The 25,429-nt window shown below is 60.9% G+C and carries 18 protein-coding genes; 12 read left to right on the top strand and 6 right to left on the bottom strand.

The window, feature by feature from the left end; all coding sequences use genetic code 11:
• Nucleotides 1-113: 113 nt before the first annotated feature.
• The gene (locus tag ACQY5P_RS20430) at nt 114-1,637 is read left to right on the top strand and encodes a hypothetical protein (RefSeq protein ID WP_428408723.1); all 1,524 of its coding nucleotides are present in this window, start codon (nt 114-116) and stop codon (nt 1,635-1,637) included.
• A complete protein-coding gene (locus tag ACQY5P_RS20435; RefSeq protein ID WP_428408724.1) occupies nt 1,634-2,413 on the top strand; it encodes a hypothetical protein in 780 nt (259 codons plus the stop codon). Before ACQY5P_RS20430 ends, ACQY5P_RS20435 begins: the two co-directional genes overlap by 4 nt.
• Nucleotides 2,414-2,415: 2 nt before the next feature.
• Here ACQY5P_RS20435 and ACQY5P_RS20440 read toward each other — a convergent pair whose 3' ends face one another.
• Entirely contained in the window at nt 2,416-2,874 is a 459-nt protein-coding gene (locus tag ACQY5P_RS20440) for a MarR family winged helix-turn-helix transcriptional regulator (protein WP_428408725.1), read from the bottom strand.
• A gap of 79 nt (nt 2,875-2,953) precedes the next feature.
• On the opposite strand from ACQY5P_RS20440, the gene ACQY5P_RS20445 reads away from it, so the two are divergent.
• From ACQY5P_RS20445 to ACQY5P_RS20455, 3 genes are read left to right on the top strand one after another with little or no spacing between them, the layout of a single operon-like run.
• Entirely contained in the window at nt 2,954-4,351 is a 1,398-nt protein-coding gene (locus tag ACQY5P_RS20445) for an aldehyde dehydrogenase (protein WP_428408726.1), read from the top strand.
• A 33-nt stretch (nt 4,352-4,384) separates the two neighbouring features.
• Nucleotides 4,385-5,221: a p-hydroxycinnamoyl CoA hydratase/lyase gene (locus ACQY5P_RS20450; RefSeq protein WP_428408727.1), complete on the top strand. Its 837-nt coding sequence runs from the start codon at nt 4,385-4,387 to the stop codon at nt 5,219-5,221.
• A gap of 15 nt (nt 5,222-5,236) precedes the next feature.
• Nucleotides 5,237-6,733, top strand: coding sequence for an AMP-binding protein (locus ACQY5P_RS20455; RefSeq protein ID WP_428408728.1), 1,497 nt, complete (start codon nt 5,237-5,239; stop codon nt 6,731-6,733).
• Here the strand turns inward: ACQY5P_RS20455 and ACQY5P_RS20460 are convergent, their stop codons facing one another.
• The gene (locus tag ACQY5P_RS20460; RefSeq protein ID WP_428408729.1) at nt 6,734-7,636 is read right to left on the bottom strand and encodes a helix-turn-helix domain-containing protein; all 903 of its coding nucleotides are present in this window, start codon (nt 7,634-7,636) and stop codon (nt 6,734-6,736) included.
• A 108-nt stretch (nt 7,637-7,744) separates the two neighbouring features.
• Here ACQY5P_RS20460 and pobA point away from each other — a divergent pair, with 108 nt between their 5' ends.
• The 5 genes from pobA (at nt 7,745) to ACQY5P_RS20485 (ending at nt 17,057) form a co-directional block, all read left to right on the top strand.
• Nucleotides 7,745-8,914 (top strand): 4-hydroxybenzoate 3-monooxygenase, encoded by a 1,170-nt coding sequence (gene pobA / locus ACQY5P_RS20465; protein ID WP_428408730.1) that lies wholly within the window; start codon nt 7,745-7,747, stop codon nt 8,912-8,914.
• A 364-nt stretch (nt 8,915-9,278) separates the two neighbouring features.
• Entirely contained in the window at nt 9,279-10,877 is a 1,599-nt protein-coding gene (locus tag ACQY5P_RS20470; protein WP_428408731.1) for a phytoene desaturase family protein, read from the top strand.
• A gap of 71 nt (nt 10,878-10,948) precedes the next feature.
• Nucleotides 10,949-12,979 carry a tetratricopeptide repeat-containing sulfotransferase family protein gene (locus ACQY5P_RS20475; RefSeq protein WP_428408732.1) on the top strand — a complete coding sequence of 677 codons (2,031 nt, stop codon included), beginning with the start codon at nt 10,949-10,951 and terminating at the stop codon, nt 12,977-12,979.
• Between the two features lie 219 nt (nt 12,980-13,198).
• Nucleotides 13,199-15,595, top strand: a complete 2,397-nt coding sequence (locus ACQY5P_RS20480; protein WP_428408733.1) for a TonB-dependent receptor — start codon at nt 13,199-13,201, stop codon at nt 15,593-15,595.
• 124 nt (nt 15,596-15,719) lie between these two features.
• On the top strand, nt 15,720-17,057 hold the full coding sequence (locus ACQY5P_RS20485; RefSeq protein WP_428408734.1) for an amino acid permease: 1,338 nt from the start codon (nt 15,720-15,722) through the stop codon (nt 17,055-17,057).
• Here the strand turns inward: ACQY5P_RS20485 and ACQY5P_RS20490 are convergent, their stop codons facing one another.
• A complete protein-coding gene (locus ACQY5P_RS20490) occupies nt 17,058-18,455 on the bottom strand; it encodes a M20/M25/M40 family metallo-hydrolase (RefSeq protein ID WP_428408735.1) in 1,398 nt (465 codons plus the stop codon).
• Between the two features lie 176 nt (nt 18,456-18,631).
• Between ACQY5P_RS20490 and ACQY5P_RS20495 the strand changes: the two genes are divergently transcribed.
• Entirely contained in the window at nt 18,632-19,867 is a 1,236-nt protein-coding gene (locus ACQY5P_RS20495) for an amidohydrolase family protein (protein ID WP_428410700.1), read from the top strand.
• A gap of 7 nt (nt 19,868-19,874) precedes the next feature.
• Entirely contained in the window at nt 19,875-21,014 is a 1,140-nt protein-coding gene (locus ACQY5P_RS20500; protein ID WP_428408736.1) for a P1 family peptidase, read from the top strand.
• Here the strand turns inward: ACQY5P_RS20500 and ACQY5P_RS20505 are convergent, their stop codons facing one another.
• The 3 genes from ACQY5P_RS20505 to ACQY5P_RS20515 are packed head-to-tail and all read right to left on the bottom strand — an operon-like array spanning nt 21,015 to nt 25,413.
• Nucleotides 21,015-22,985 carry an alpha/beta fold hydrolase gene (locus ACQY5P_RS20505; protein ID WP_428408737.1) on the bottom strand — a complete coding sequence of 657 codons (1,971 nt, stop codon included), beginning with the start codon at nt 22,983-22,985 and terminating at the stop codon, nt 21,015-21,017.
• A gap of 16 nt (nt 22,986-23,001) precedes the next feature.
• Nucleotides 23,002-24,030, bottom strand: coding sequence for a histone deacetylase family protein (locus ACQY5P_RS20510; RefSeq protein ID WP_428408738.1), 1,029 nt, complete (start codon nt 24,028-24,030; stop codon nt 23,002-23,004).
• 3 nt (nt 24,031-24,033) lie between these two features.
• The gene (locus ACQY5P_RS20515) at nt 24,034-25,413 is read right to left on the bottom strand and encodes an aspartate aminotransferase family protein (protein WP_428408739.1); all 1,380 of its coding nucleotides are present in this window, start codon (nt 25,411-25,413) and stop codon (nt 24,034-24,036) included.
• Between the last annotated feature and the right edge of the window lie 16 nt (nt 25,414-25,429).

Genomic DNA, 25,429 nt, shown 5'->3' on the forward strand with positions numbered 1-25,429 from the left:
TTTTCCCGTCGTCTCTAACCCACAATGTAAGCGCTTGCAATCCTGTGCGCCCCGGTTATGCTTTTTGAAGCCGACAGCAAAAAATCGAGAAAACGGCGGCGAACGGAGGAATTTTGCACAAACGCGGCGTAATAGGCGCGCTGATCGCCGGCGGAGCGCTGATCGCCGGCGTCGGGTATGCGCTGGAAAGCGGCTCCGCAGCGCCCGAAAGCGGCGAGGAGCCGCCGCGCTGGTGGTCTCCGGGCGAGGGCCGGGTGTTCCCGCGCTCGCTCAATTACGAAAACGAACATGGCGAATTGCGCACGCTGGTGACCGGCGGGCCAATGGAGACGAAAGGCCACGCCTTTTTCGAACCTTTCGGCGCCGACGGGCGCGCCTGCGTCACCTGTCATCAACCAGCGGACTCAATGAGCCTCAGTGTTGAAACGGCGCGAGACCGCTGGCGCGAGACGAACGGAACCGATCCCCTGTTCGCTGCTTTCGACGGATCGAACTGTCCTGACCTTCCGCAAGGGGAACGCGACTCTCATTCGCTGCTGCTCGATTACGGCCTCATTCGCATCGAACGGCCCTGGCCGCCGCAAGGCACGGTTGGCGCCGCGCGGAAACCGGAATTCAGGATCGAGATTGTGCGCGATCCTTACGGCTGCAACTCGCCGAAGCGTTTCGATGCGCGCAAGCAGCAAGGCGCAATTTCTGTTTATCGCCGTCCGCGTCCTGTTGCGAATATGAAATATCTGACCGCCGTCGGGTTTCCGTTCGATCCGAAACAGGGGCTGCCGCTGCCTCTCGATCCGGAAACCGGCGAGCGGCTTTCCGGCAACCTTATGGCGGATGGGCGCGCCATCACGCTGAATGCGCAGATGACAGAGGCGTCGGCGACCCATCTGCAAATGGTCGAGGATATGTCAGCGGATGATCTCAAGGAAATTCTCGACTTTGAATTGCGCATTTACGCCGCGCAGCAGGTGAGCGCGGCCGGGGGGGATCTTGAGGCGGCCGGCGCGACGGGCGGGCCGAAAATGCTTGAAAACTCGACACCGGGCCTTCTGGGCGGAGACACGAGGCCGGTCTGGAGCGAATTCCAGCCGTGGGAGAACGCGGCGGCGGAGAAAGACGCCGACGAAAAGACGCTTGAATTCCGGCGCTCGGTCGCGCGCGGCGCGCGGATTTTCCGCGAAAAGACGTTTTTGATTTCGGATTCGGCGGGCATTAACTCGCCGATCGGGTTCGGCAATCCGGTGCGAAACTCTTGCGTCTTTTGTCACAATATGAGCGCCATGGGTAATGACGTGGCGCCGGGCCAGGTCGATCTCGGCACGGTGAACGCGCCTTACGCCGATCCGGCGCCGCATCTGCCGCTGTTTCGCGTGACCTGCACGGGCGAGCCGCATCCGCATCTCGGCCGCGAAATCCTGACCTACGATCCCGGTTTTGCGCTGACAACAGGGCGCTGCGCCGATGTCGGAAAGATCACCCTGCAGTCCATGCGCGGCCTGGCGGCGCGCCCGCCTTATTTCTCGAACGGCTCCGCCGCAGACTTGCGCGAAGTTATCGAGTTCTACGAGCGGCGCTACAATATCGGCTACACCGAACAGGAAAAACAGGACCTCGTGAACCTGATGAGCGCCCTATGAAGACTGCGGCGGCAGCAATTTTTTTCGCGTCAGCGGTTGTTTCCGGCGCACTGGCTGAGACCGGCGAGTTGAAAGCGTTCGCAGCTTGTCCGGTCTATCGCGACACCGACGACGGCATCAAATCCGGATGCTGGCTCGCGACAGACCCGGAGACCGGGATCGTCTATGACGTTTCGCGTGCACCGACGAAGCCCGACTGGAATTTCGGCGTGCTGGTCGAAGGGTATGTGGAGGAGGGGGCTGCGGACACTTGCGGCGGCGTCGTGCTCAATCCCATGCGGCTTTCGCTTCTGCGCGACCGTGCTTGCGTGCGCCGTGTCCTGCCGGCGGAAGATTATCCCGGCGTGAAATTCCGCCTTCCTGGGCGGACGGTTCAGCCGCTCTATATTCCGCGCAAGCCGCCTGAACCGCCGCATGAAGATGTGACCTTCAACCTCTTCTTCGACTATAATCGGGATTTCCTTGTCTATCAGCTTGATGATTACCTGATGGACGACGCCGCCAACCACATCGTCTCGTCCTCGCCGAAGAAAGTCACTGTGACCGGTTATGCGGTGCGCGAGCCCTATGAGGTTGCCGGCGGCGTATTTGTCGAAAAGGAAGAGATCGCCAAGGCGCGCGCGGAAACGGTGGCGGAGGCGCTGCGCCGCATGGGCGTTCCGGCGGAACTCATCAGCATACGCACCGCATTCAATCCAGAGCCGGTAACGACGGAAGGGACAGGCGACATTCCGGAAGCCTCGCGCCGGCGCGCCGATATCTTCGTTGACTACTGAAGTCAGCTTTCGCCTTGCGTGGCGAAGGCGCGGCGCGCCTTGATGAGAAGATCGAGCAATTGTTCCTGCTCCCCGGCGCTCAAAGCGCCGAAAAGGTCGGCCTCATGATTAGCCATGATCCGTCTGATGGTTTTCGCGACCGCTGCTCCTTTCGGCGTGCAGGCGAGGCCGTAAGAACGCCCATCGCTGACCGTGCGGTCGATAAGACCGTCATTTTCGAGGCGCGCGATCAGGGGCGCGATGTTCGCGCGCTGGATCGCGAGCGCCCGGCCGATCCGGGCCTGGGTCTCGCCGGGGTTCGCTTCGATCATTAAGAGCACCGTGCCAGCGGCTGGCGAAAGGCTCTGCGCCGACATGGCGTTGGCGAGATGCGCCATCGACGCCGCAGAAACACGCCGCAGCTGATAGCCGAGAAATTTTTCCAGAGGCTCGACGAGAGCCGGTTCGCGGATTTCGCTCATCCCGCTACGCTAATGCTATTGTTCATCGCAATCAAGAATGCTATGGATTATAGCAATAATGTCCCAAAGGGAGGAAACCATGGAATTCGAACGCAAAAATCCGCTTACCGGCGAGACGGCGAGCAAGGCGCTCGCCATGAAAGCCGGAGATGTGCCGGCCGTGGCGGAGCGCGCGGCGGCGGCCTTTCCCGCCTGGGCGGCCATGGGGCCGAACGCCCGTAGAGCCGTCCTGATGAAAGCGGCGGCGGCGCTTGAGGCGCGGGCGGACAAGTTCGTCGACGCCATGATGGGCGAGATCGGCGCGACCGAAGGCTGGGCGCGGTTCAACCTGATGCTCGCGGCGTCCATGGTGCGCGAGGCGGCGGCGATCACGACGCAGATCAGCGGAGAAGTCATTCCTTCCGACAAGCCGGGCTGTCTCGCCATGGCGCTGAAAGAACCGGTCGGCGTCATTCTCGGCATCGCGCCGTGGAACGCGCCGATCATTCTCGGCGTGCGCGCGATTGCGGTTCCGCTCGCTTGCGGCAACTCGGTTATTCTCAAAGCTTCCGAAAGCTGTCCGCGCACTCATGCGCTGATTGTCGAGGCATTCGCTGAGGCTGGTTTCCCTGACGGCGTCGTCAATGTGGTCACCAATGCGCCCGAAGACGCCGCAGACGTGGTCGGCGCGCTGATCGATCACCCTGCCGTGAAGCGCATCAATTTCACCGGCTCGACCGCGGTGGGCAAGATTATCGCGAAGCGTGCGGCGGAGCATCTGAAGCCGGTGCTTCTCGAGCTTGGCGGCAAGGCGCCGCTGATCGTGCTCGAAGACGCGGATCTCGACGAAGCGGTGAAGGCGGCGGCGTTCGGCGCCTTCATGAATCAGGGCCAGATCTGCATGTCTACGGAGCGGATCATCGTCGTCGATGCGGTGGCGGATAAGTTTGCAGAAAAATTCGCCGCGAAAGCGAAATCCCTTGCGACCGGCGATCCGCGCGAAGGCAAGACACCGCTCGGCGCGGTCGTCGACCAGAAGACCGTGAAGAATGTGAATGCGTTGATCGAAGACGCGGCGTCTAAAGGGGCGAAGATCCTCACCGGCGGCAAGGCGGAGAGCGTGCTGATGCCGGCGACCGTGGTCGACGGCGTGACCGCGGAGATGAAAATCTACCGCGATGAAAGCTTCGGCCCCGTGGTCGGGATCATCCGTGCGAAGGACGAAGCCGACGCCATTCGCCTCGCCAATGATTCGGAATACGGGCTCTCCGCCGCAGTCTTCACCCGCGATACGGCGCGCGGGCTTAAAGTGGCGCGCAAAATCCATTCGGGCATCTGTCACGTCAACGGCCCAACCGTTCATGACGAGGCGCAGATGCCGTTCGGCGGCGTCGGCGCGTCGGGTTATGGCCGCTTCGGCGGCAAGGCGGGAATCGACAGCTTTACGGAACTGCGCTGGATCACCATCGAAACCGAAGCCGGCCATTTTCCGATCTAACCCTTATACAATCAGAATTCTGGAGACATCACAGTGACCGACCGCCCTGAAGAAGAGACCGTGGCCTATGAGGTTGTGGACCGTGTTGCGTGGGTGAAGTTCAACCGCCCGGAGAAGCGCAACTGCATGAGCCCGAAACTCAACCGGCAGATGTTGCGGGTGCTCGATAAACTGGAGTTCGACGACAATGTCGGCGTGCTCGTCCTGACCGGCGAAGGGACGGCGTGGTCGGCGGGCATGGACCTCAAGGAATATTTCCGCGAGACCGAAGCGCAAGGGCTCGCCGGCACGCGCGGCGCGCAGCGCGAGGCCTATACATGGTGGAAGCGCCTGCGCTGGTATCAGAAACCGACCATCGCCATGGTCAATGGCTGGTGCTTCGGCGGCGGTTACGGCCCGCTTTACGCCTGCGATCTGGCGTATGCGGATGAAGAGGCGCAGTTCGGCCTGTCGGAAGTGAACTGGGGCATCCTGCCGGGCGGCGGCGCGACGAAAGTGGCGTTCGAGCTGATGCCGTTCAGGAAGGCGATGTATCACGCCATGCTGGGCGAGAATTTGACCGGCAGGGAAGCGGCGGAAGCCGGGCTCGTCAACGAAGCCTTGCCGGCGGACAAATTGAAAGCGCGCGTTGCGGAAGTCGCGAAGAAGCTGCTCGAGAAAAATCCGTGGACGCTGAAAGCGACGAAGGACGCCATGCGCCGGGTCGGCGAGATGACGTATGAGAACGCCGAGGATTATCTCATCCGCGCCCAGGAGGCCTTAAACTATTTCGACGGCGAGGCGCGCAAGGAAGGCATGAAGCAATTCCTCGACGACAAGACCTACAAGCCGGGCCTCGGCTCCTACGACACCTCGAAGCAGAAGAAGTAGCGAAGGGGGCCGCTCATGGCTGCGCCCGTTGACGATCTCGGCATGCAGGCGCGTCTTCGTCCCGGCGCGCTTGCAGTGGCGGACCTGACGACGGACCGCCGCTGGACCTACGCCGAATTCGACGGCGCCGTCGCGCGCTGCGCCGGCGCGCTTGCTTCGCGCGGTGTGACGGCGGGCGACCGCGTCGCGTCGCTGTCGAAGAACTGCGCCGAGCTCGTCATGCTGCATCTCGCCTGCGCGCGGCTCGGGGCGATCTATGTCCCGCTCAACTGGCGGCTCGCTGTGCATGAGCTTGAGGGGCTGATCGAGGATGCGGATCCGGCCTTGCTCGTCGAAGGGGAAGACCTCGAAAACGCGGTGTTCGACGGCGTCCCCATGAGCGCATTCCGCAAGGAGATCGTCGCGGCGGCGCCTTTTTGCGGCGGCCTCATCGGCCGCGAAAAGCCGTCGCTCATCCTTTACACGTCGGGCACGTCGGGAAAGCCGAAAGGCGCGCTTCTCAGCGAACGCAACCTCGCTGAAACGGCGATCAACTTCTCGATCCTCGGCGCCGTGAATGAAACCAGCGTCTTCCTCTGCGATTCGCCGATGTTTCATATCATCGGACTCATAACGAATGTCCGCCCGCCGATGATGCGCGGCGGCTCCCTCTTGATCTCCGACGGCTTCATTCCCGAGCGCACGCTGGCGCGGCTCGCCGATCCGGCGTTGAAGGTTACGCATTATTTCGGCGTGCCGCAGATGGCGCAGGTGCTGCGCGCGCATCCCGATTACGATCCGGATAAACTTCGCGGGCTGACGGCGCTCTTCACCGGCGGCGCGCCGCACCCCGCGGCGAATATCCGCGCCTGGCTTGGCGATGGAATTCCCGTGGTCGACGGGTTCGGCATGAGCGAGGCGGGAACCGTGTTCGGCATGCCCGTCGACCCGGAGATCATCAATCGCCATGCGGGATCGGTCGGCGTCGCGACGCCGCGGATCAAGGCGCGCATCGTCGATGCGGACGGCGCCGACATAGCAGTTGGCGAAGCGGGCGAACTTGTTCTCAAAGGCGACAACATCACGCAAGGCTACTGGCGCCGCGAGAAGGAAACGAAGGAGGCTTTCACCGAAGACGGCTGGTTCCGAACCGGCGACATCGCGCGCATGAACGATGAAGGCTTTTACTGGCTCGTCGACCGGCGCAAGGACATGTTCATTTCCGGCGGTGAAAACGTCTATCCGGCGGAGATCGAAGCCGTGGTCGCGGGCGTTAACGGCGTCAAGGAAGCAGCCGTGGTCGGCGTACCCGATGAGAAATGGGGCGAGGTTGGCTATCTCTTCTGGGTTCCTCATGACGGCGCCAAGATCGACCTCGCCGATATTCAGAAGGCGCTGCATGAGAGTGTCGCGCGCTACAAAATACCGAAACATTATTCGCAGATCGATGCGCTGCCGCGCAATGGCGCCGGCAAGGTCCTGAAGACGGCCCTGCGCGAGACTGCTGCAGCGAAAGCCGCAGCCGGCGCCTGATCAGCCGTTGCGCCGGCTTTCGAGCCGGTAGCGGCGCGGGGTGACGCCGGTCAGCCGCTTGAAAAAACGCGAGAAGTAAGCCGGATCTTGGAAGCCGAGATCGAAGCCGATCTGAGCCGCCGTAGCCTCGGTGTAATGAAGGTTGCGCTGCGCTTCGAGCAGCAGCCTTGCGTTGATGATCGCCGCCGGAGACTGGCCCGTGGCCCGCCGGATCGTGCGCGAGAGCTGCGATTGGCTGACGGCGAGGGCTTCGGCGTAGCGGTCTATGCTCCAATGTTCGCGGAAACGCTTATTGACGAGATCGCGAAACCCTGCCGCGAGACGCGCGCCCTCCGGCGCGGCGACCCCGGGGCCGGACTTGCCCGGCGCATTGCGCAGCATGAGGACGAGAAGGGCGCTCGTCAGGCTGTCGAGCATCAGAGCGCGTCCTTCGCGCGCCTCGACGAATTCCTCATGCAGGCGGGAAAAAAGGAAACTGAGGTCCCGGTTTTCCGCAGCAGAGAGGTCGAGCTTCGTCACGCCGAAACCGCGGCCGGCGAGGAGCCCGCGAAGGGGCGCGAAGGCGGCGGTCTCAAACAGGCGAGTCTCGGTAGACAGGACCCAGCCCAGCGTGTCCTCCTCGAAGGCGAAGCCGTGCACGACGCCGTCGGGAATGGCGAGGACGCTGCGAGGGGCGAGAGCGATGCGCGCGTCCTCAAGGGTCGCTTCCGCGCCGCCCTTCGCCACATGGATGAACTGCCACATATCGCGATGCGAATGGGGCGTGATGGTCCAGTCATAGAGCCGGGCCCGGGACCTGATGTCTTCGATATGGATGAGTTCGAGCTCGGATGCGCCCGGCAGCTCACCATAAAGAGCGAAGCGGGCAGGCGCGGCGGCGACCTTGTCATGCGGTTGGGGCATGCCTGGAAAATACAATAAATTTGCCGGATCGTCCATTTCTGGCGCAGTTTTGCGCCCGTAATATGCAATCCGAAGAACAAAAGACCAATGCCGCCGGAGGATCCGCGAATGAAAACTCAGGTCGCCATTATCGGCGCAGGGCCGTCTGGATTGATGCTTGGCCATCTTCTGCGCCAGGCCGGTCTCGACGCGGTCATCGTCGAACGTCAGACCAAGGATCATGTACTGTCGCGCATCCGCGCCGGCGTCCTTGAAACCGTGACGACGGACATTCTCGAAGACCTCGACATCGCCGACCGCATGCGCGCGGAGGGCCTGCCCCATGAAGGCTTCAATCTCGCTGACGGCGAACGCCTTATCCGCATTGATCTCAAGTCGCTCGTCGGCAGGCATGTGATGGTCTACGGCCAGACCGAACTGACGAAAGATCTCATTGACGCAGCGCCGTCGCGCGGTCTCGAGATCGTCTGGCAGGCGGACGAAACGACTCTTCATGACATCGAAACCGACGCGCCTTACATCACCTATCGCAAGGACGGCGCCGAGCATCGCATCGACGCGCGCTTCATCGCGGGGTGCGACGGTTATCACGGGCCGTCCCGCAAGGCGGTTCCGGCTGCCGCGGGCCAGGAGTTTGAAAAGGTTTATCCGTTCGGCTGGCTCGGCATTCTTTCCGACGTGCCGCCCTGCAATCACGAACTGATTTACGCCAATCACGAGCGCGGCTTTGCGCTGGCATCCATGCGCTCGCCGACGCGCAGCCGGTATTACATTCAGGTGCCGCTGACCGAAAAAGTAGAAGACTGGCCCGACGACCGATTATGGGACGAGCTTTGCCTCCGGCTGCCGCAGGAGGCTGCGCAGAATGTGGTCCGCGGACCGGCGCTCGAAAAATCCATCGCGCCCTTGCGCTCCTTCGTGTTCGAGCCGATGCGCCACGGCTCTTTGCTTCTCGCGGGTGACGCTGCACATATCGTGCCGCCGACCGGCGCCAAGGGGCTCAACCTTGCGGCGTCGGATGTGCGCTATCTTTCGCGCGCGCTCATCGCATGGTTTGCGAAAAACGATCATGACGCGGTCGCCGCCTATTCGGAAAAAGCGCTGGCGCGGGTCTGGAAATCGGAGCGCTTCTCCTGGCAGTTGACGATGCTGATGCATCGCTTCCCGACGGACGGCGCCTTCGACCGGCGCATTCAGGTCGCCGAACTCGATTATGTTGCGTCGTCCGAAGCCGCCCGCCGCGCCATCGCCGAGAACTATGCCGGCCTGCCGCTATAGGGAGCGCCGCCGCCCCGCACTGGACACAGCAGATACATCGATGGTTCGCTGCTGACTGGTCATTCAATATGTTGCGCCAAGGCGAGGCGGCGTTCCTGCGGCTAGGGCTCTGCCTGATCTCTGTAAGGTTTATGGAGTCTATTTTCTTTCTGCGCTCGCCAATGCCGAGTGAGCAGTGTCGAACTGTTCGCATGCGGGCGGCAAAACTTAGTTTCAGCGCTGAGCCGTTGGGTTTCTTGGAAGACCGTCAGAAATCCAAGCAATGTCAACATTCCGAGGAGAATGCGTCCGCCCTGGAGATTGCCTTTCTTGCTGAGCGGCGATACCCCTTGGCGTTTCCTTTTTCGAAAGACAGGCAGGATTTATGGCGGGCAAATATGATGCGGTGCTGATCGGCGGCGGACATAACGGGCTCGCCTGCGCTTTTTATCTGGCGCGGGCGGGGCTTTCGGTCCGGGTCTGTGAGCGGCGCGGCGTTGTCGGCGGCGCGGCGGTGACTGAAGAGTTTCACCCCGGCTTCAGGAATTCTGTCGCGAGCTACACGGTGAGCCTTTTGAACCCTGTCGTCATTCGCGACATGGAGCTCGAAGCGCTAGGCCTCAAAGTCATCAACCGGCCGGTCTCGAATTTCCTGCCCACTGAAGACGGCCGCTACCTTAAAGCCGGCGGCGGTCTTGAAAAGACACAGGCAGAGTTCCGCAAATTCTCCAACGCCGACGCCGAGCGCTTGCCCGCTTATTACGACCGGCTCGAGGCGGTGGCGGATGTGTTGCGCCATGTCTCCATGCAGACCCCGCCCAACCCGAAAAACAAGTTGAAAGCGGCGCTTTCGGCGGCCTCGCAGTTATGGCCGGCTGCGAAGGGCGATCTGCAGTTGCATCAGGACATTCTCGACCTCTTCACCAAAAACGCGCGGACATTCCTCGATGCGTGGTTCGATTCCGATCCGGTGAAGGCGGTCTTCGGCTTCGATGCGGTGGTCGGCAATTATGCCAGCCCCGACACGCCCGGCTCGGCCTATGTGTTGCTGCATCACGTCTTCGGCGAGGTGAACGGCGTCAAGGGCGCCTGGGGCCATGCGGTCGGCGGCATGGGCGCAATCACCCAGGCGATGAAAAAGGCCTGCGAGTCCGTGGGCGTCGAGATCACCACCGACGCGCCGGTGAAATCGGTGTTGGTCGATGACGGCGAGGCGGTCGGCGTTCTCCTTGAAAGCGGGGAGGAGATCGCGGCGACACGGGTCGTCGCCAACGTCAACCCGAAGCTGCTTTACGGGCGGCTGACCCCGGCGGACGCACTCGATCCGGAATTCAAGCGCCGCATGGATGGCTGGCGCTGCGGTTCCGGCACCTTGCGCATGAATGTGGCGCTGTCGGAACTGCCGAAATTCACCTGCTTGCCGGAAGCGGGCGAGCATCTCCAGTCGGGCATCATCATCGCGCCGACCCTCGATTACATGGACCGCGCCTTCACCGACGCCAAACAATATGGCTGGTCGCGCAAACCCATCGTCGAAATGCTGATCCCGTCGACGGTGGACGACAGCCTCGCGCCAGCGGGACAACATGTGGCGAGCCTTTTCTGTCAGCAATTTGCGCCGGAACTCCCCGATGGCAAGTCCTGGGCGGATCATCGCGACGAGGTCGCCGATCTCGCCATTGCGACGGTCAATGAATATGCGCCGAATTTCAAAGCGTCCGTTCTCGGACGGATGGTGCTGACGCCGCAGGACCTCGAAGACAAATTCGGCCTGATCGGCGGCGACATCATGCATGGCGCCATGACCCTCGATCAGATGTGGGCGGCGCGGCCGGCGCTCGGGTTTGGCGATTATCGCGGCGCCCTGAAACGGCTCTATCATTGCGGGGCGGGGGCGCACCCCGGCGGCGGCGTCACTGGTCTGCCCGGGCGCAATGCGGCGCGCGAAATTCTCAAGGATGCGCGGGGGCCGCTTGCGGCCTAAGGTTAATCCGGCCGGCGAAGAGTTGCGGGAGTATTTTCCGCCCTCTAAGCTTTTCCGGAAACGGAAGTCGCATGAGCATCACTGACGCCGCACAGGAACGCAGCTCCGGCAATCTCGCCGACGCCCTGAAACAGGGGGCGATGCTGCTTGAAAAGTCGCCGAAACACGCCGCTGAACAGGCGAGGGCGATCCTCGCCGCCATTCCGGGACAGCGCGATGCGCGCGTTTTGCTCGCGGCGGCGACACGGCGGCAGGGCGATGCGAAAGGCGCGCTGGAACAGCTTCAAGAGATGATCGCGGAGGATGCGGGTTTTGCTCCGGCCCATCATGAAATGGGCCTCGCCTATGGCGCGCTAGGGCAAGGGCAGGCCGCGATCCGCTCGCTTGAACGCGCCTTGAGCCTCGATCCGGGTCTCGCCAGCGCCTGGCGCGCACTGGGCGATCAGTTAACCATGGCGGGGGACGAGGCGGGCGCCGACCGCGCCTATATGCGCCACATCAAAACGGCGGCGAAAGACCCGCGGCTTCTCGAGGCCGCCGATGCGCTCGCGCGCAACGACATTCCGATCGCCGAGCGGCTCTTGAAAACCTATCTCAAACAGCATCCGACCGATGTCGCCGCGATCCGCATGCTCGCGGAACTCGCCGCGCGCATCGGGCGCTATCAGGATGCGGAGAATCTGCTTTTGCGCTGCGTCGAATTGGCGCCGAGCTTTACGGCGGCCCGGCATAACCTTGCCATTATTGAACTGCGTCTCGGGAAAGCGGAAGAAGCCTATAGAGAAGCGGAGACACTCCTCGAAAACGATCCGAAGAATCCCAACTATCGCACGCTCTATTCGTCAGCGCTGGTGCGCGTCGGCGAATATGAAAAGGCGATCGAAAGCTACGGCGCCTTGTTGAAGGAGTATCCGAAACAGCCGAAGGCTTGGATGAGCTACGGACATGCGCTCAAGACCGTGGGGCGAACGCCCGAGTCGATTGACGCTTATCAGAAAAGCATCGAACTCCAGCCCAGCCTTGGCGAAGCCTATTGGAGTCTCGCCAACCTGAAGACTTTCAGGTTCGATGACGCCAATATCGCTGACATGCGCGCGCAACTTCAACGCGCCGATATCGAGGATGATGACCGGCTGCATCTACATTTTGCACTTGGCAAGGCGCTTGAAGATGCGAAAGAATATGAAGCCTCTTTCCGTCATTACGAACGTGGCAACGCCATCCGGCAAAGCCAGATCGTTTACGACGAAGACGAGATGGCTCTGCGCCTTGAGCGCTCGAAAGCCGTGCTGACGCCGGCGTTGATCGCTGCAAAAAAAGGCAAGGGCTGCGAAAAACCCGATCCGATTTTCATTGTCGGCATGCCGCGGGCCGGCTCGACGCTGCTGGAACAGATTCTTTCCAGCCACAGCCAGGTCGAAGGCACGATGGAGCTTCCGGATATCATCGCCATCGTCAAGCGCCTCGGCGGGAAAGCGAAACGCAGCGAGGAATCGCGCTATCCTGAAATTATCGCCGAACTTTCAGACGATCAGTTGAAGGCCCTCGGCGAGGAATATCTCGAACGGACTCGCATTCAGCGGAAAACTGATAAACCGTTTTTCATTGACAAGATGCCCAACAACTTCATGCATGTGGGCCTCATCCATCTTATTTTGCCGAATGCGAAAATCATCGATGCGCGCCGCCATCCGCTGGCCTGCTGTTTTTCCGGCTTCAAACAGCATTTTGCGAAGGGGCAGGGGTTCTCCTATGGTCTTGAACGCATTGGGCGGTATTATCGCGATTATGTTCTCCTGATGCAGCATTTCGATGAGATCGCGCCCGGCGTTGTTCATCGGGTGATTTACGAAGAAATGGTCGCGGACCCGGAGACCCAGATCCGGGCGCTCCTTGATTACTGCAGTCTGCCTTTCGAAGAAGCCTGCCTCAACTTCCACCAGACCGAGCGAGCGGTCCGGACCGCGAGCTCCGAACAGGTCCGCCAGCCCATTTACAAGAGCGGGGTCGACCAGTGGGTGAATTACGAGCCCTGGCTGGGAGAGCTGAAGACAGCGTTGGGGAATGTCCTTACGGCATATCCCGCCGCCCCTCAAGAATGAAAACATTCACCAGACTGATGAAATAGCTATATTCATCCAATCCATAGGCGCGGATTGGCAACACTCGCCATGTTTATGGCTCGGCTTGCCGCAGGCCGATTGCGGCGAGACGCCGGTTCATCATACCGTCACATATGAGGATTCTTGCGGCCGGGGCCTGGGGGCGCCGCAGGGACAGGGCTGCGATCCTTTGGATCGCTCATATTAAGTGGTGACAAGATGAACAAAGCGACCTTGAGGCTGAACCTCCTGGGCTCCCGCCCGATGATGAAAACGGCGCTGCTGGCGTCTTCCATGTGGACCGGCGTGACGGGCGCCGCGATGGCGCAAAGCGACCGCGATACGATCGTCGTGACGGCGCAGAAGCGTGAGCAGAACATTCAGGACGTGCCGATTTCCATCATCGCAATTGGCACAGAGAGACTTGAAGAACTCGAAGTCTCCTCCTTTGAAGATTACGCGAAGTATCTTCCCTCGGTTTCTTTTCAGTCCACTGCGCCGAACCTAACAACGGTCTATATGCGCGGCGTCGTTTCCGGCGGCGACGGCAACCATTCGGCTTCGCTGCCGTCCGTCGGCGTCTATCTCGACGAACAGCCGGTGACGACCATTCTCGGATTCCTACCGCTGCACATCTACGACATCGAACGGGTCGAGGCTCTTGCTGGGCCGCAAGGCACGCTGTTCGGCGCGAGCTCTCAGTCCGGCACGCTCAGAATTATCACTAATAAGCCCAAGATCGGCGAGACCGAAGGCGGCGTGGATGTTGAGGTCAACACCGTCTCAGACGGCGAAGTTGGCTATCAGTTTGAAGGCTACTGGAACCAGCCCGTCAGCGACAACGCAGCGCTGCGCATCGTCGGTTGGTATAAGAAGGACGCCGGCTTCATTGACAACGTGCTTGACAGCCGCACCTTCCCATCGTCGGGGATCACCAAGACGAACGCCGCGCTTGTAGAAGATGATTTCAACGACGGCGAGACCTTCGGCGCCCGGGTGGCGCTCAAAATCGATCTTGATGAAAACTGGACCATTACGCCGACGCTCCTTGGCCAGAAGTCGAATTTCGATGCGCGTAATTCTTTTGACCCGCAGCTCGGCGATCTGAATGTTGGGCGTTTTTATGACGAGCTCAACGAAGACCGTTTCTTCCAGGCGGCGCTAACCGTTGAAGGCAAAGTCGGCAGCTTCGACGTGACCTATGCCGGCGCCTATCTCAAGCGCCAGATTGACTCGTTCAATGACTACACGGATTACGCGTATTTTTACGACGTGCTCTATGGCTACGGCGCTTACTTCTACGACGACATGTACAATCTCGTCGATCCGTCCCAGACCTATCAGGGCGACGACAGCTTCATGAAGTATTCGAACGAACTGCGGTTCTCGACCCCGCAGGACAAGCGCGTTCGCGCCGTCGTCGGATTTTTCCAGAACCATCAGCGCCACTTCATCCATCAGCAGTATGTGGTGGAAAACCTGACGTCGCTATTTGAAGTAACCGACCATCCGGACACGATCTGGCTGACGGAGCAGAAGCGGGTCGATCGCGACCTCGCAATCTTCACTGAAGTCGAATTCGACATCACTGACAGCCTGACCTTTATCGGCGGCGTCCGCGGCTACCGGTTTAAGAACTCCTTACAAGGTTTCTTTGGGTACAGCGCCAACTTCTCAAGCCGAACCGGCGAGGCTGCGTGTTTCGGTCCTCCTATCGTGCCGGATTCGCCCTGCACGAACCTCGACCGCACGGTGAAAGATACGGGAGAGACCCACAAACTCGGGCTCACCTACGACATCGACGACGACAAGATGGTCTATTTCACATACTCCACCGGCTTCCGGCCCGGCGGCGTGAACCGTCGCGGCACGCTCCCGCCGTATCTTGCTGACGATCTGCGCAATCTTGAGCTTGGCTTCAAGACAGCTTGGGCGGATAACCGCGTGATTCTGAACGCGGCTGTGTTCGACCAGAAGTGGAACGACTTTCAGTTCCCGCTGCTTGGCCAGAACGGTCTGACGGAAATTCAGAACGCCGCGCAGGCGAAAATCAAAGGGTTTGAAACCGACATCACCCTGGTGCCTGTTGACGGTTTCACCATCAACGGCGCCGTTTCCGTGATCGATGCAAAACTCGCCGCCGATTATTGCGGCTATTTCGATATCAATACGGGCGGTCCTGCGCTCGTCTGCCCGCAGGCGGTGGACGATCCATCGACGCCGGATGTCGATGAAACGACTCCGCCGCAGGCGCCCGAAGGCCGTCGCCTGCCGGTCGTGCCAGACTTCAAAGGAACGCTCACGGCGCGCTATGAATTCGATCTCGGTCAATTCCAGGCGCATCTGCAAGGGTCTGTGAGCGGTCAGACCGAATCCGCGGCGGGCCTGACCGATGCAGATATCGCAACACTTGGTCCTCAGTCGGGTTATGTGATCGCTGACTTCAGCGCCGGCATTCGTCAGGAAGATTGGGAGCTCGTCGCTTTCATCAACAATGCTTTCGACGAACGCGCGAATATCATCAACTTTGTCGCCTGCGGCGTCTGTGGATCGCGCGTGCAATACGGCGTCAACCAGCCGCGCACCATTGGCGTTCGCTTCGGAAAAGACTTCTGAGGCGGATAGGATAAAACGAAAATAAAAGCCGGCGTGAAAGCTCACGCCGGCTTTTTTGTTTGGCGATTGGGCTGCGTCGGCGCAGTCTCACAGTTGCGACACATAAGAGAATGAGGAACCGCCGTTGACTGATTCAGGAAAGCCCGCCAAGCGCGACAAGCCCCTCGGTTTCTGGATGGCGACGGCGCTCGTTGTCGGCAATATGATCGGCTCCGGGGTTTTTCTTCTTCCCGCCGCGCTGGCGCCCTTCGGCTGGAGCGCGGTCGTGGGCTGGATCATGACCATCGCCGGGGGGATCTGTCTCGCGGCGGTCTTCGCAGCCATGGCGCGGGCATTTCCAAAGGCGGGCGGTCCTTATGCTTATGCGAGTGAAGCGTTCGGTCAGGCGCCGGCTTTCATGGTGGCGTGGAGCTACTGGATTTCCATCTGGGTCGGCAACGCCGCGGTGGCGACCGGCGCCGTCAGTTATCTCAGTGTGTTCTTTCCCGAGATCGCAGAGACGACTGGGCTACACGCCGTCATTACCTGCGGCGCGATCTGGGTTCTGACCGCCATCAATTGCCGCGGCGCCTTTATCGCCGGATCTGTGCAGCTGGTGACGACAGTCTTGAAAGTCATGCCTTTGATCGCCGTCATCCTGCTGGCTGGGTTCGTGTTGTCCGGCGGCGGCGACACGCCTGCGTCTCTTCCAGCGTTCGAGGGTTTCGCCGATCTGAAAATCGCGAGCATCACGGCGGCGGCGACCTTAACGCTCTGGGCGCTGCTCGGCCTTGAGTCCGCGACCGTGCCGGCCGAGCATGTGGAGAACCCGTCGAAAACCATTCCCCGCGCCACCATGACCGGCATGATCCTCGCTGGGATCGTCTATCTCTTTTCCTGTTCGGCGGTCATTCTTCTTCTGCCTGCTGACGAAGTGGCGGCGTCGAACGCGCCCTTCGCCGATTTCGTCAGCACCTATCTCAATACCGGCGGCGGTCAACTGATCGCGCTTTTCGCCGCCATCAGCGGGTTCGGCGCGCTCAATGGCTGGATCATGATTCAGGGCGAGCTCCCTTACGCCATGGCGAAGGGCGGCGTCTTTCCGCGCTGGCTTGCGAAAGAATCGGCGCGCGGCCTGCCGGTGAGGGCGCATGTGGTCTCGAGCCTGCTGCTCACCACCATCGTCATGCTCAATTATTCGAAGTCCATGACGGAGGCGTTCACCTTCGTCGTCTTATTGTCGACGACGGCGTCGTTGTTCATGTTCTTCGCCAGCGCGCTCTCCGCCTTGAAGCTCCAGTTCGACGGGCGGTTGAAATCGTCATTTCTCCTGCTGAGCGCCGGGGTTGCGGCGGCGCTTTACGCCATCTGGACCATCTATGGCGCCGGCGGAGAAGCCGTCGCCTGGGGCGTCGCGCTGCTCTTCGCCGGGCTGCCGGTTTATCTTTTCACCCGCTGGCAAAATAGCCGGAGCGGCGAGTGATCATTCGCCGCTGGCGAGCGCCGTCAGCAGCGTATGCCAGTGATCAAGCGCGCCATCGACCGCAGCCACCGGCACGCGCTCATTAAGGCCGTGGGCGTACATGTCCGAAGGCTTCATGAAAATGCCGGAAACGCCGTAGCTGTCGATCCCATGCGCGCGGAAGTGAAGACTGTCGGAAGCGCCCGCGGACATTTCCGGCACGATGGGAAGGCCCGGATAGCGCTTGTCGACGGCCTTTCTCACCGCAGCCACCACATCGTCGCGCAAGGGCGAGGCGTCGGAATAATGCACCTCGTCGGCGAGTTCGACGGTCGCGTCCGGATTGTCGATAAGCTCGACAAGCTTCGCCTCAACCTCCGCGGGATCGACGCCGGGGAAGATGCGGCAGTTGACGTTCATCTCCGCGCGCTGCGGCAAGGCGTTGGGCGCGTGTCCGCCATCGAGCTGCGTCGCGACGCAGGTGGTGCGCAACTGGCCCACATATTCCGGACGTTCCGAGAGAATTTTGATCGCCTTTTTGTCCTTCGGGTTGGCGGCGAAATCGGCCATGGCCTTGCCGAGTTCGCCTTCGGTCTGCGCCGCCGCCTGACGGAAGCTTTCGAGCGTGATGTCGCTCCACATCACCGGGAATTCGTAATTGGAAATGTTGAGCGCCGCCTTGGCGAGATCGTAGATCGCATTGTCCTTGCGCGGCAGGCTCGAATGGCCGCCTGCATTGGTGAAGGTGACAGTGTAGTCGGCGTAGGTTTTCTCAGCACCTTGCAGATAATAGGCGACGGGTTCGCCGTCTTCGCCAAGGCCGCCGCCGCCCCCGTCGCTGTTGAGGACGATGTCCGCGCCCTCAAGAGCATCCGCGAGGATCATCGTCGTCGCCATCGTGGTCTCTTCATCGCCCGAGAGCGCAAGCACAAGATCGCGGTTCGGCGTGAAGCCCTCCTGTTTCAACCTGATCAAGGTTTGGACCATCATCACCATGCCGAACTTGTTGTCGGTGACGCCGCGCCCGAACAAAAATCCGTCTTCCTCCACCATCGTGAACGGATCGCGCGTCCAGTCTTCGGGATTGGCGCCGACTACATCCATATGCGCCGAGAGAAGGATCGGGCCTTTTTCGCCGGTCCCTTTGTAGGTCGCCACCAGCGTCGCCGTTTCACCATGACGCTCAATGACGATGTCGTCTTTCGCGAAACCGCCTTTTTGCAATTCTGCGGAGATCAGCTCCGCGACGGCCGGCACCTTGCCTTTGCCTTCGACGGATTCGATCGCAATCGTCTTGCCGAGAAGGTCTATCGTTTTTGCGGTGAGTTCCGGCGGCGTCAGCGGCGCATCCTGCGCTGCGGCGGCGAAAGGAAGGGCGCTGACGAAAAGCGAAAGAGCGGAGAGGGATAAGGAACGCATGGAAAGTCCTTTTCTGCAAGGCGCCGTCCGCTTGCCCGGCGGCGCGTCAACGGCGTAGGATTGTGAGACTATAGCGTGAATTCGCCGCGCAAAGGGAGGGCTTTCGTTTGACGCTTTTTGACATCCGCCGGACCGGTTTCGCCACGCTGGCCGCTATCGCCGCATTCTCATCATCTATGGCTGCCGGAGCAGAGGAAAACGCCTTCATCCGCGCAGGCCGTCTCATTGACGTAGAAAAGGGGACCGTTCTCACGGATCAGTTGATTCGCGTGGAGGAAGGCCGCGTCGTTTCGGTTGCGCCCTATGACGCGCCGCCTTCGGGCGCCAAGGTGATCGACTGGTCCGGCTACACCGTATTGCCGGGGCTTGCCGATATGCACTCTCATCTCGTCGGCGACATTCAGGGCGGTATTATCGATCCCCTGCTGACGACCGGCGCAGAAGACGTTCTCGCAGGCGCAGGCAATGCGAAGACAACACTGTGCGCCGGCTTTACGACGGTGCGCGATGTGGGATCGTGGCGCGCCTTCACCGATGTTGCGTTGCGCGATGCGATCAACAAGGGCTGGGTCGAAGGGCCGCGCATGGCGGTCGCCGGCGGTTATTTCACCATCCCCGGCGGCGGCGGCGCCATCACTGGTCTCGCTTATGACGCGAAGGCGCCGGAGGACATGATGCGAGGGATTGTGCGCGGGCCGGAAGACGCGCGGCAGAAAGCGCGTGAGTTCCTGCAGCACCGTGTGGACCTTTTGAAAATGATCGCCACCGGCGCCGTTCTCACCGTCGGCACCGATCCGGGATTGCCGGAGCTTTCCGAAGCGGAAATGCGGGCGATCGTCGATGAGGCGAAAAAATACGGGAAGAACGTGACGGCTCATGCTCACGGCGCCGAAGGTGCGAAGATGGCGGTGCGCGCCGGCGCCGCTTCCATCGAACATGGCTCGCTCTTGGATGACGAGGCGCTACGGATGATGAAATCTCGCGGCGTGTTCCTTGTCGCAGATATTTATAATGGCGATTACATCAACGAAGTCGGCGCGCGCGAACACTGGCCAGAAGAAACCATGCAAAAAAACCGCGACACCACCGACACGCAGCGCGAGGTGTTCCGCAAAGCCGTGCAGATGGGCGTCAAGATCGCCTATGGCACCGACAGCGGCGTTTATCCGCATGGGGATAATGCGAAACAGATGCCTTACATGGTGCGTTACGGCATGAGCCCCATGCAGGCGATCCAGTCTGCGACGTTGCATTCGGCGGAGCTGCTCGACTGGGAAAAAGACACGGGCGCGATCTCGGCGGGACGCTACGCAGACATGATCGCGGTCGAGGGCGATCCGCTTGAAGACATTTCCATCCTTTCGGACGTCAAGGGCGTCATCAAGGGCGGCCGCGAAATCCATTGTGAATAGAGGCCTTATGAAAAAACTCGTCATTCTTGCCGCCGCGCTGGCGCAGCTTTCTTTCGCCGCCGCCCAAACCGCGCCGCGGGCGCGCGATCTTGGCGTGCCTTTCGACGGAACGCCGGGTCCGCTCAACGCGATCACTGATGTCGAGGGCGTGACGGTGGGTCACAAAACCATCATCAAGGATCTGCGCGGCGGTCACGCGGTCCGCACGGGCGTCACGGCGATCCTGCCGCGCGGTGAAAAGACGCTGGACAAGGACGTCTTCGCAGGGGTTTTCTCACTCAACGGCAATGGCGAGATGACTGGGGCGCACTGGATCGAAGAGTCCGGCTTTCTTGAAGGGCCGGTGATGATCACCAACACCCACAGCGTCGGCGCCGTTCATGAAGGCGTCATCAAATGGCGCATCAAGCAGGCAGGCCCCGACGCGAGCGGCTATTGGTGGTCGCTGCCCGTGGTTGCAGAAACCTGGGACGGCGATCTCAATGACATCAACGGCTTTCATGTAAAAGAAAAACATGTGGCCGCAGCGCTGGATAAAGCGAAGGCGGGCCCGGTAGCCGAGGGCAATGTGGGCGGCGGCACAGGCATGATCTGTCACGAATTCAAATGCGGCATCGGCACTTCATCGCGCCGCGCCGGCGGCTATACGATTGGCGTGCTGGTGCAGGCGAATTACGGGATGCGCGATCCTTTGCGCATCGCGGGCGTTCCGGTCGGCCAGCACCTGCGCAATGACCGTATTTTCTCGGAAGACGATCCGACCGCCGCTGAATCGGGCTCCATCATTATCGTGATTGCGACAGACGCCCCATTGTTGCCGCAGCAATTGAAACGCATCGCCAAGCGCGCTGCATTAGGACTGGGGCGTATGGGCAGTTATGCCGGCAACGGTTCCGGCGATATTTTCATCGCCTTTTCTACCGCAGAGATGGATAAGGGCGACGGCGCTCTCTGGCGCCTCTCGAGACTTGACAATGGCGCGCTTGATCCGTTGTTTTTGGCGACGGCGAACGCGACAGAGGAAGCTGTTGTCAACGCCATGGTCGCGGCGCGCGACATGACGGGCAATGAGGGACATTACGCCAAGGCCATCGACCACGAAGCCTTGCGCGCTGTTCTCAAACAATATGGGCGCCTGGCGGAGTAGCTATTCCGCTTTCAAATATTCGCCGTACCAGTCGAGATTTCGCTGCATACGGTCGGCCAGGAAACTCGGCCGGGTGAGCCCATGATCTTCGCCGGGATAAATGACAAGCTCCGTGTCGCGTTCGAGCGAGCGCAGCGCCAGATACATCTGCTCCGAGCCGATGCACGGAACATTTTCGTCGGCGCTTGCGCATTGGAACAGCGTCGCCGCCGTAATCTTGTCCGCCTCGAAGAACGGATAACTCACCCGCTCGAACGCCTTCCTGTCGCGCCAGGGCAGGCCAAGCTCCATTTCATATTCGAACATATATTGGTCGGCGCCATAGCCGGCGAGAAAGTTCGACATGCCGGCGCCGCTGATCGCGGCCTTGATGCGTTTGTCGCTGGCGATCATGTAATTGGTGAGGATGCCGCCATAGCTCCAGCCGCCGACGCCGATGCGGTTCGGGTCGGCGACGCCCATTTCGATGACATGATCGAGCCCGGCGGAAATGTCTTTCGCATCGACATTGCCCCAGTCGGCATAGATGGCTTTGGCGAAGTCGAAACCGCGTCCCGACGAGCCGCGCGGATTGACCGCAAGCACTGCGTAGCCATTCGCTGCGTAGACTTGCCAGTCGAACATGAACTCATGGCTGAACTGGTAAACCGGGCCGCCATGAAGCCGGGCGATAAGGGGATATTGCTTCCCTTCCTCAAACCCAAGCGGCAGCATCAGAATGCCGTGAATTTCGTGCTTGCCGCTTTTGAAGGAAACGTCGCGCGTCTCGGCGAGACGGCGCTCTTTCAGCCAGTCATTATGCGTTGTCAGCGCGCGGCGGCCCTGGTCGATGGCGGCGAGCTGGTAAGGCTCGCTCGCATCGCCGTCGAGAACCGCGACGCGTCCATTCGGTGCGACGGCAAGATCGAAGGCGTAACGCGGGCCTTCCGTAAGGTAGGTTATCTCTTCGCTCTCGACATCGATCTTCGCGGCCCAGGTGTCGCGGTCCTGTTCGATGAGCGCGTAAACGGTCTTCGAATCCTCACCCCAATGCGGCGAATAGAACCAGCGGTCGATGCGCGCCAGCGGTTTGACGTCTCCCGTTTCGAGATCCGCGACGGTAAGCTCGAAGGGTGTGTAATAAATCCATTTGTCGGCGCCCATCTGCAGCCAGAGAAGTTTCGCGCCGTCCGGCGACCATTGCGGTCGTGACCAGGTCGAAGGGTCGCCGTCGGCGCCGTCATAATTGGAAACCTTGCGCGGATTCGCGCCTTTCACCGACGCCATGATAAAGACGTCGTAATCTGCGTGACGGTCCTCACGGCCGCGATCTTTCGCGACATAAGCGATCGCAGAACCGTCGGGCGAGAAAGTCGGCGAATAATAGTCCCGGTCGCCTTCGGTGATCTGTTCGGTTTCGCCAGTGACGACGTCGACGCGAAAAAGGTGAATGCGCCGGTCGTCAATATAGCCGCGCCCGTCATCCTTGAATTTGAACCGGGTAATAACGATGGGTTGCGGTTTTTCCGGGTCGGCGCCGACGGAAGGCCCGACCTCCGCCGCAGCGATGATTGTTTTTCCATCAGGGGAGAGTGCGAATTCCGAAACGCCGCCCTTGATGTTGGTCGCTTGCCGGGCCTTGCCGCCATTGGCGGGCATGACGAAAATTTGCGTTTCTTCGTTCTCGGTTCCGTCACTGAGATAAGCGATGATGTCGCCGCCATAGGCGGGCGCCCATTCGCTGATTTCCGGCGTGTCGGTGAGTTGTTTCTCATCGCCTTCCCATGACACACGCCAGAGATCGCTGACCGTGGCGTCGATTTTCAGATTATGGGTCGAGAGCGAATAGGCGATGTGGTTTCCGTCGGGAGAAAAAACCGGTTCGGCCACATCCGCGATGTTGTGAATGTCCTCGACGCTAAGCGGCGATTTTTCCTGCGCCATCGCTGGCGTGACGATGCACAGACAAGCTGCGAGATGGATCAGGCGCATTAAGCCCCCTCTTGGATTAGCGGCGGCTCTCATATCCGCCGAGAAATGAGGAAAGATTGCTTTTGAGTTCATCGCAGGGATAGCCGCCTTCCTGAACGATGACGGTGGGTAGCTTCAGCGCGGCGCCAATGGCCTCGCCAATGCGGGCAAAACCGCCGGTGGTGACCGCGAGACCGGCGATGGGGTCGCCTTCATAGGCGTCGAGGCCGAGCGCGATGACGAGGGCGTCGGGTTTGAATGACTGAACTTTTTTGAGCGCCGCCGACAAGGCTTCCATGAAGGCCGCGTCATCGCTCCCGCGCGGCAGTGGCACGTTGAGATTGCATCCTGCGCCCGCGCCGTCGCCGGCCTCGTCGGCATAGCCCCAGAAGAACGGGTAAAACCGCACCGGATCGGCGTGGATCGAAACCGTCAGCACGTCGCCGCGCTCATAGAAAATATCCTGTGTGCCGTTGCCATGATGGAGGTCAACATCGATGATGGCGACGCGATCATGCGCCTTACGCAACGCGCAGGCGGCGATGGCGGAGTTGCTGAGATAACAGAACCCGCCCGCTGTTTCGGCGCCAGCGTGATGGCCCGGCGGGCGGCAGAGGGCGTAGGCGGCGTTCTCGCCTGACAACACAAGCTCTGCAGCATGGGCGGCGGTCCAGGCGCTCCATTGCGCGCTCTCCCATGTGTCGGCGGAGACCGGGGCCGAGGCGTCGATCATGTGCCAGCCGGCCTGCGCGACGACGGAGTCCGGATAACCGCGGCGACAGATCGGATGAATGTTCGGCGTCACTGCCTCCGACGCGCCCTTGATGCGCGACCAGCGTTCATGCGCGCGCTCAAGGAAGGTCAAGTAACGCTGCGTCTGCGCGGCGAGGATGGGTTCTGCGCCGTAATTTTTGGGCCGCACGATCTCGCAACCGGCGTCCTTTGCGCCCTGAAGCAGCATGGCGATGCGTTCGGGCCGTTCCGGGTTGGGCTGCATGACGCCGTTCACCAGATAAGAGGGCGGATAATGACGCTTCTGCTCTTCTTCGGCCAGAACGGCTTTCATGATCTATCCATTGACGGGAAGTTTCAGCTCGGCGGCGAGACGGCGCAGCGCCTTGGTCAGTTTTTCGATGATCTCATCGACATGATCTTCATTTGCGACCATGGGCGGACAGACGAGGAAGTGATCACCTTCATAGCCGCCCCGCGTGCGCCGCGAATAGATGATGAGCTGTTCCTCATAGGCGTATTCAACGAGCTTGGCGAAGGCGTTCAATTCTTTTGCAAGCGGCGCCATGGTCTCGCGATCGCCGACAAGTTCGAAGGCGAGAAGAAGGCCCTTGCCGCGTACGTCGCCGATAAAAGGAAACTCCGCCATCAGTCCTTCGAGGCGCGACTTCAGAAGCGCGCCGATGCGCGTCGTGTTCGCCATCAGATCCGTATCGAAGATTTCCCTGATGACCGCGAGCCCGGCGGCGCAGGCGAGGGGATTGCCCGCATAGGTGTAGCCATGCATGAAACCGCCGCCCGCGACGACGGCGTCGACAATATCGCGCCGGGCGATCATCGCGCCCAATGGCACGTAACCGGCGCCTAAACCTTTGGAGAGCGCGATGATGTCCGGCGATTGGCCCCAGTGTTCGGCGGCGAGGAAGGTTCCCGTTCGCCCGACGCCGGTCATCACCTCGTCATAGATAAGCAAGACGCCGTATTCGTCGCAGATGTCGCGGATGCGCTGGTAATAGCGGTCCGGCGCCACCAGCGCGCCGGTCGAGGCGCCCCCGATGGGTTCCATGATGAAGGCGAGGACGTTTTCCGGCCCTAGCTCTTCGATCTTGTCGCGCAGCATATTGGCGTAGCGATGGCCTCGCGCATCGTCGCTTAAATTGTCGCGGTCGAGATAGGCTCTGGGCGCCGGAATTTTCGGCATTTCGCGGATCATCGGCGCGAACGGATCGTTGAGCGGCCCGTAGCCGGTGACCGACAGCGCGCCGAAGGTGGAGCCGTGATAGGAAGGGAAGCGCGAAATCACCTGCGTGCGTTTCGTTTCCCCTTTCGCTATCGCATATTGCCGCGCCAGCTTGATGCAGCTTTCAACCGCCTCCGATCCGCCGGACGCGAAGAACACGCGGTCGAGCCCTGTCGGCGACAGTTTCGACAACACCGAAGCGAGCCGCTCGGCCGGTTCATTTTCGAAATGCAGGCGGTAGCCGAATGTCGTCGCATTCATCTGCGCACGCATGGCTTCGAGCACCTGCTCGTTTCCGTGGCCTATATTGGAGACCATGGCGCCCGACGAGCCGTCGAGGAAACGCCGTCCCTGATCGTCCCAGATGTAAACGCCCTTGGCGCGGGCGATGAAAGGACGCCGGCCGCCGGTCTGATAGAACAGATGCGACGGCGAGTCCGGCGACCACTTGAATACGCTTTCCGCTGCAGACGGCATAAGAGCTCTTTTGATC

This window comes from Hyphococcus sp., assembly GCF_965267305.1.
In the GTDB taxonomy this organism is placed as follows: domain Bacteria; phylum Pseudomonadota; class Alphaproteobacteria; order Caulobacterales; family Parvularculaceae; genus Hyphococcus.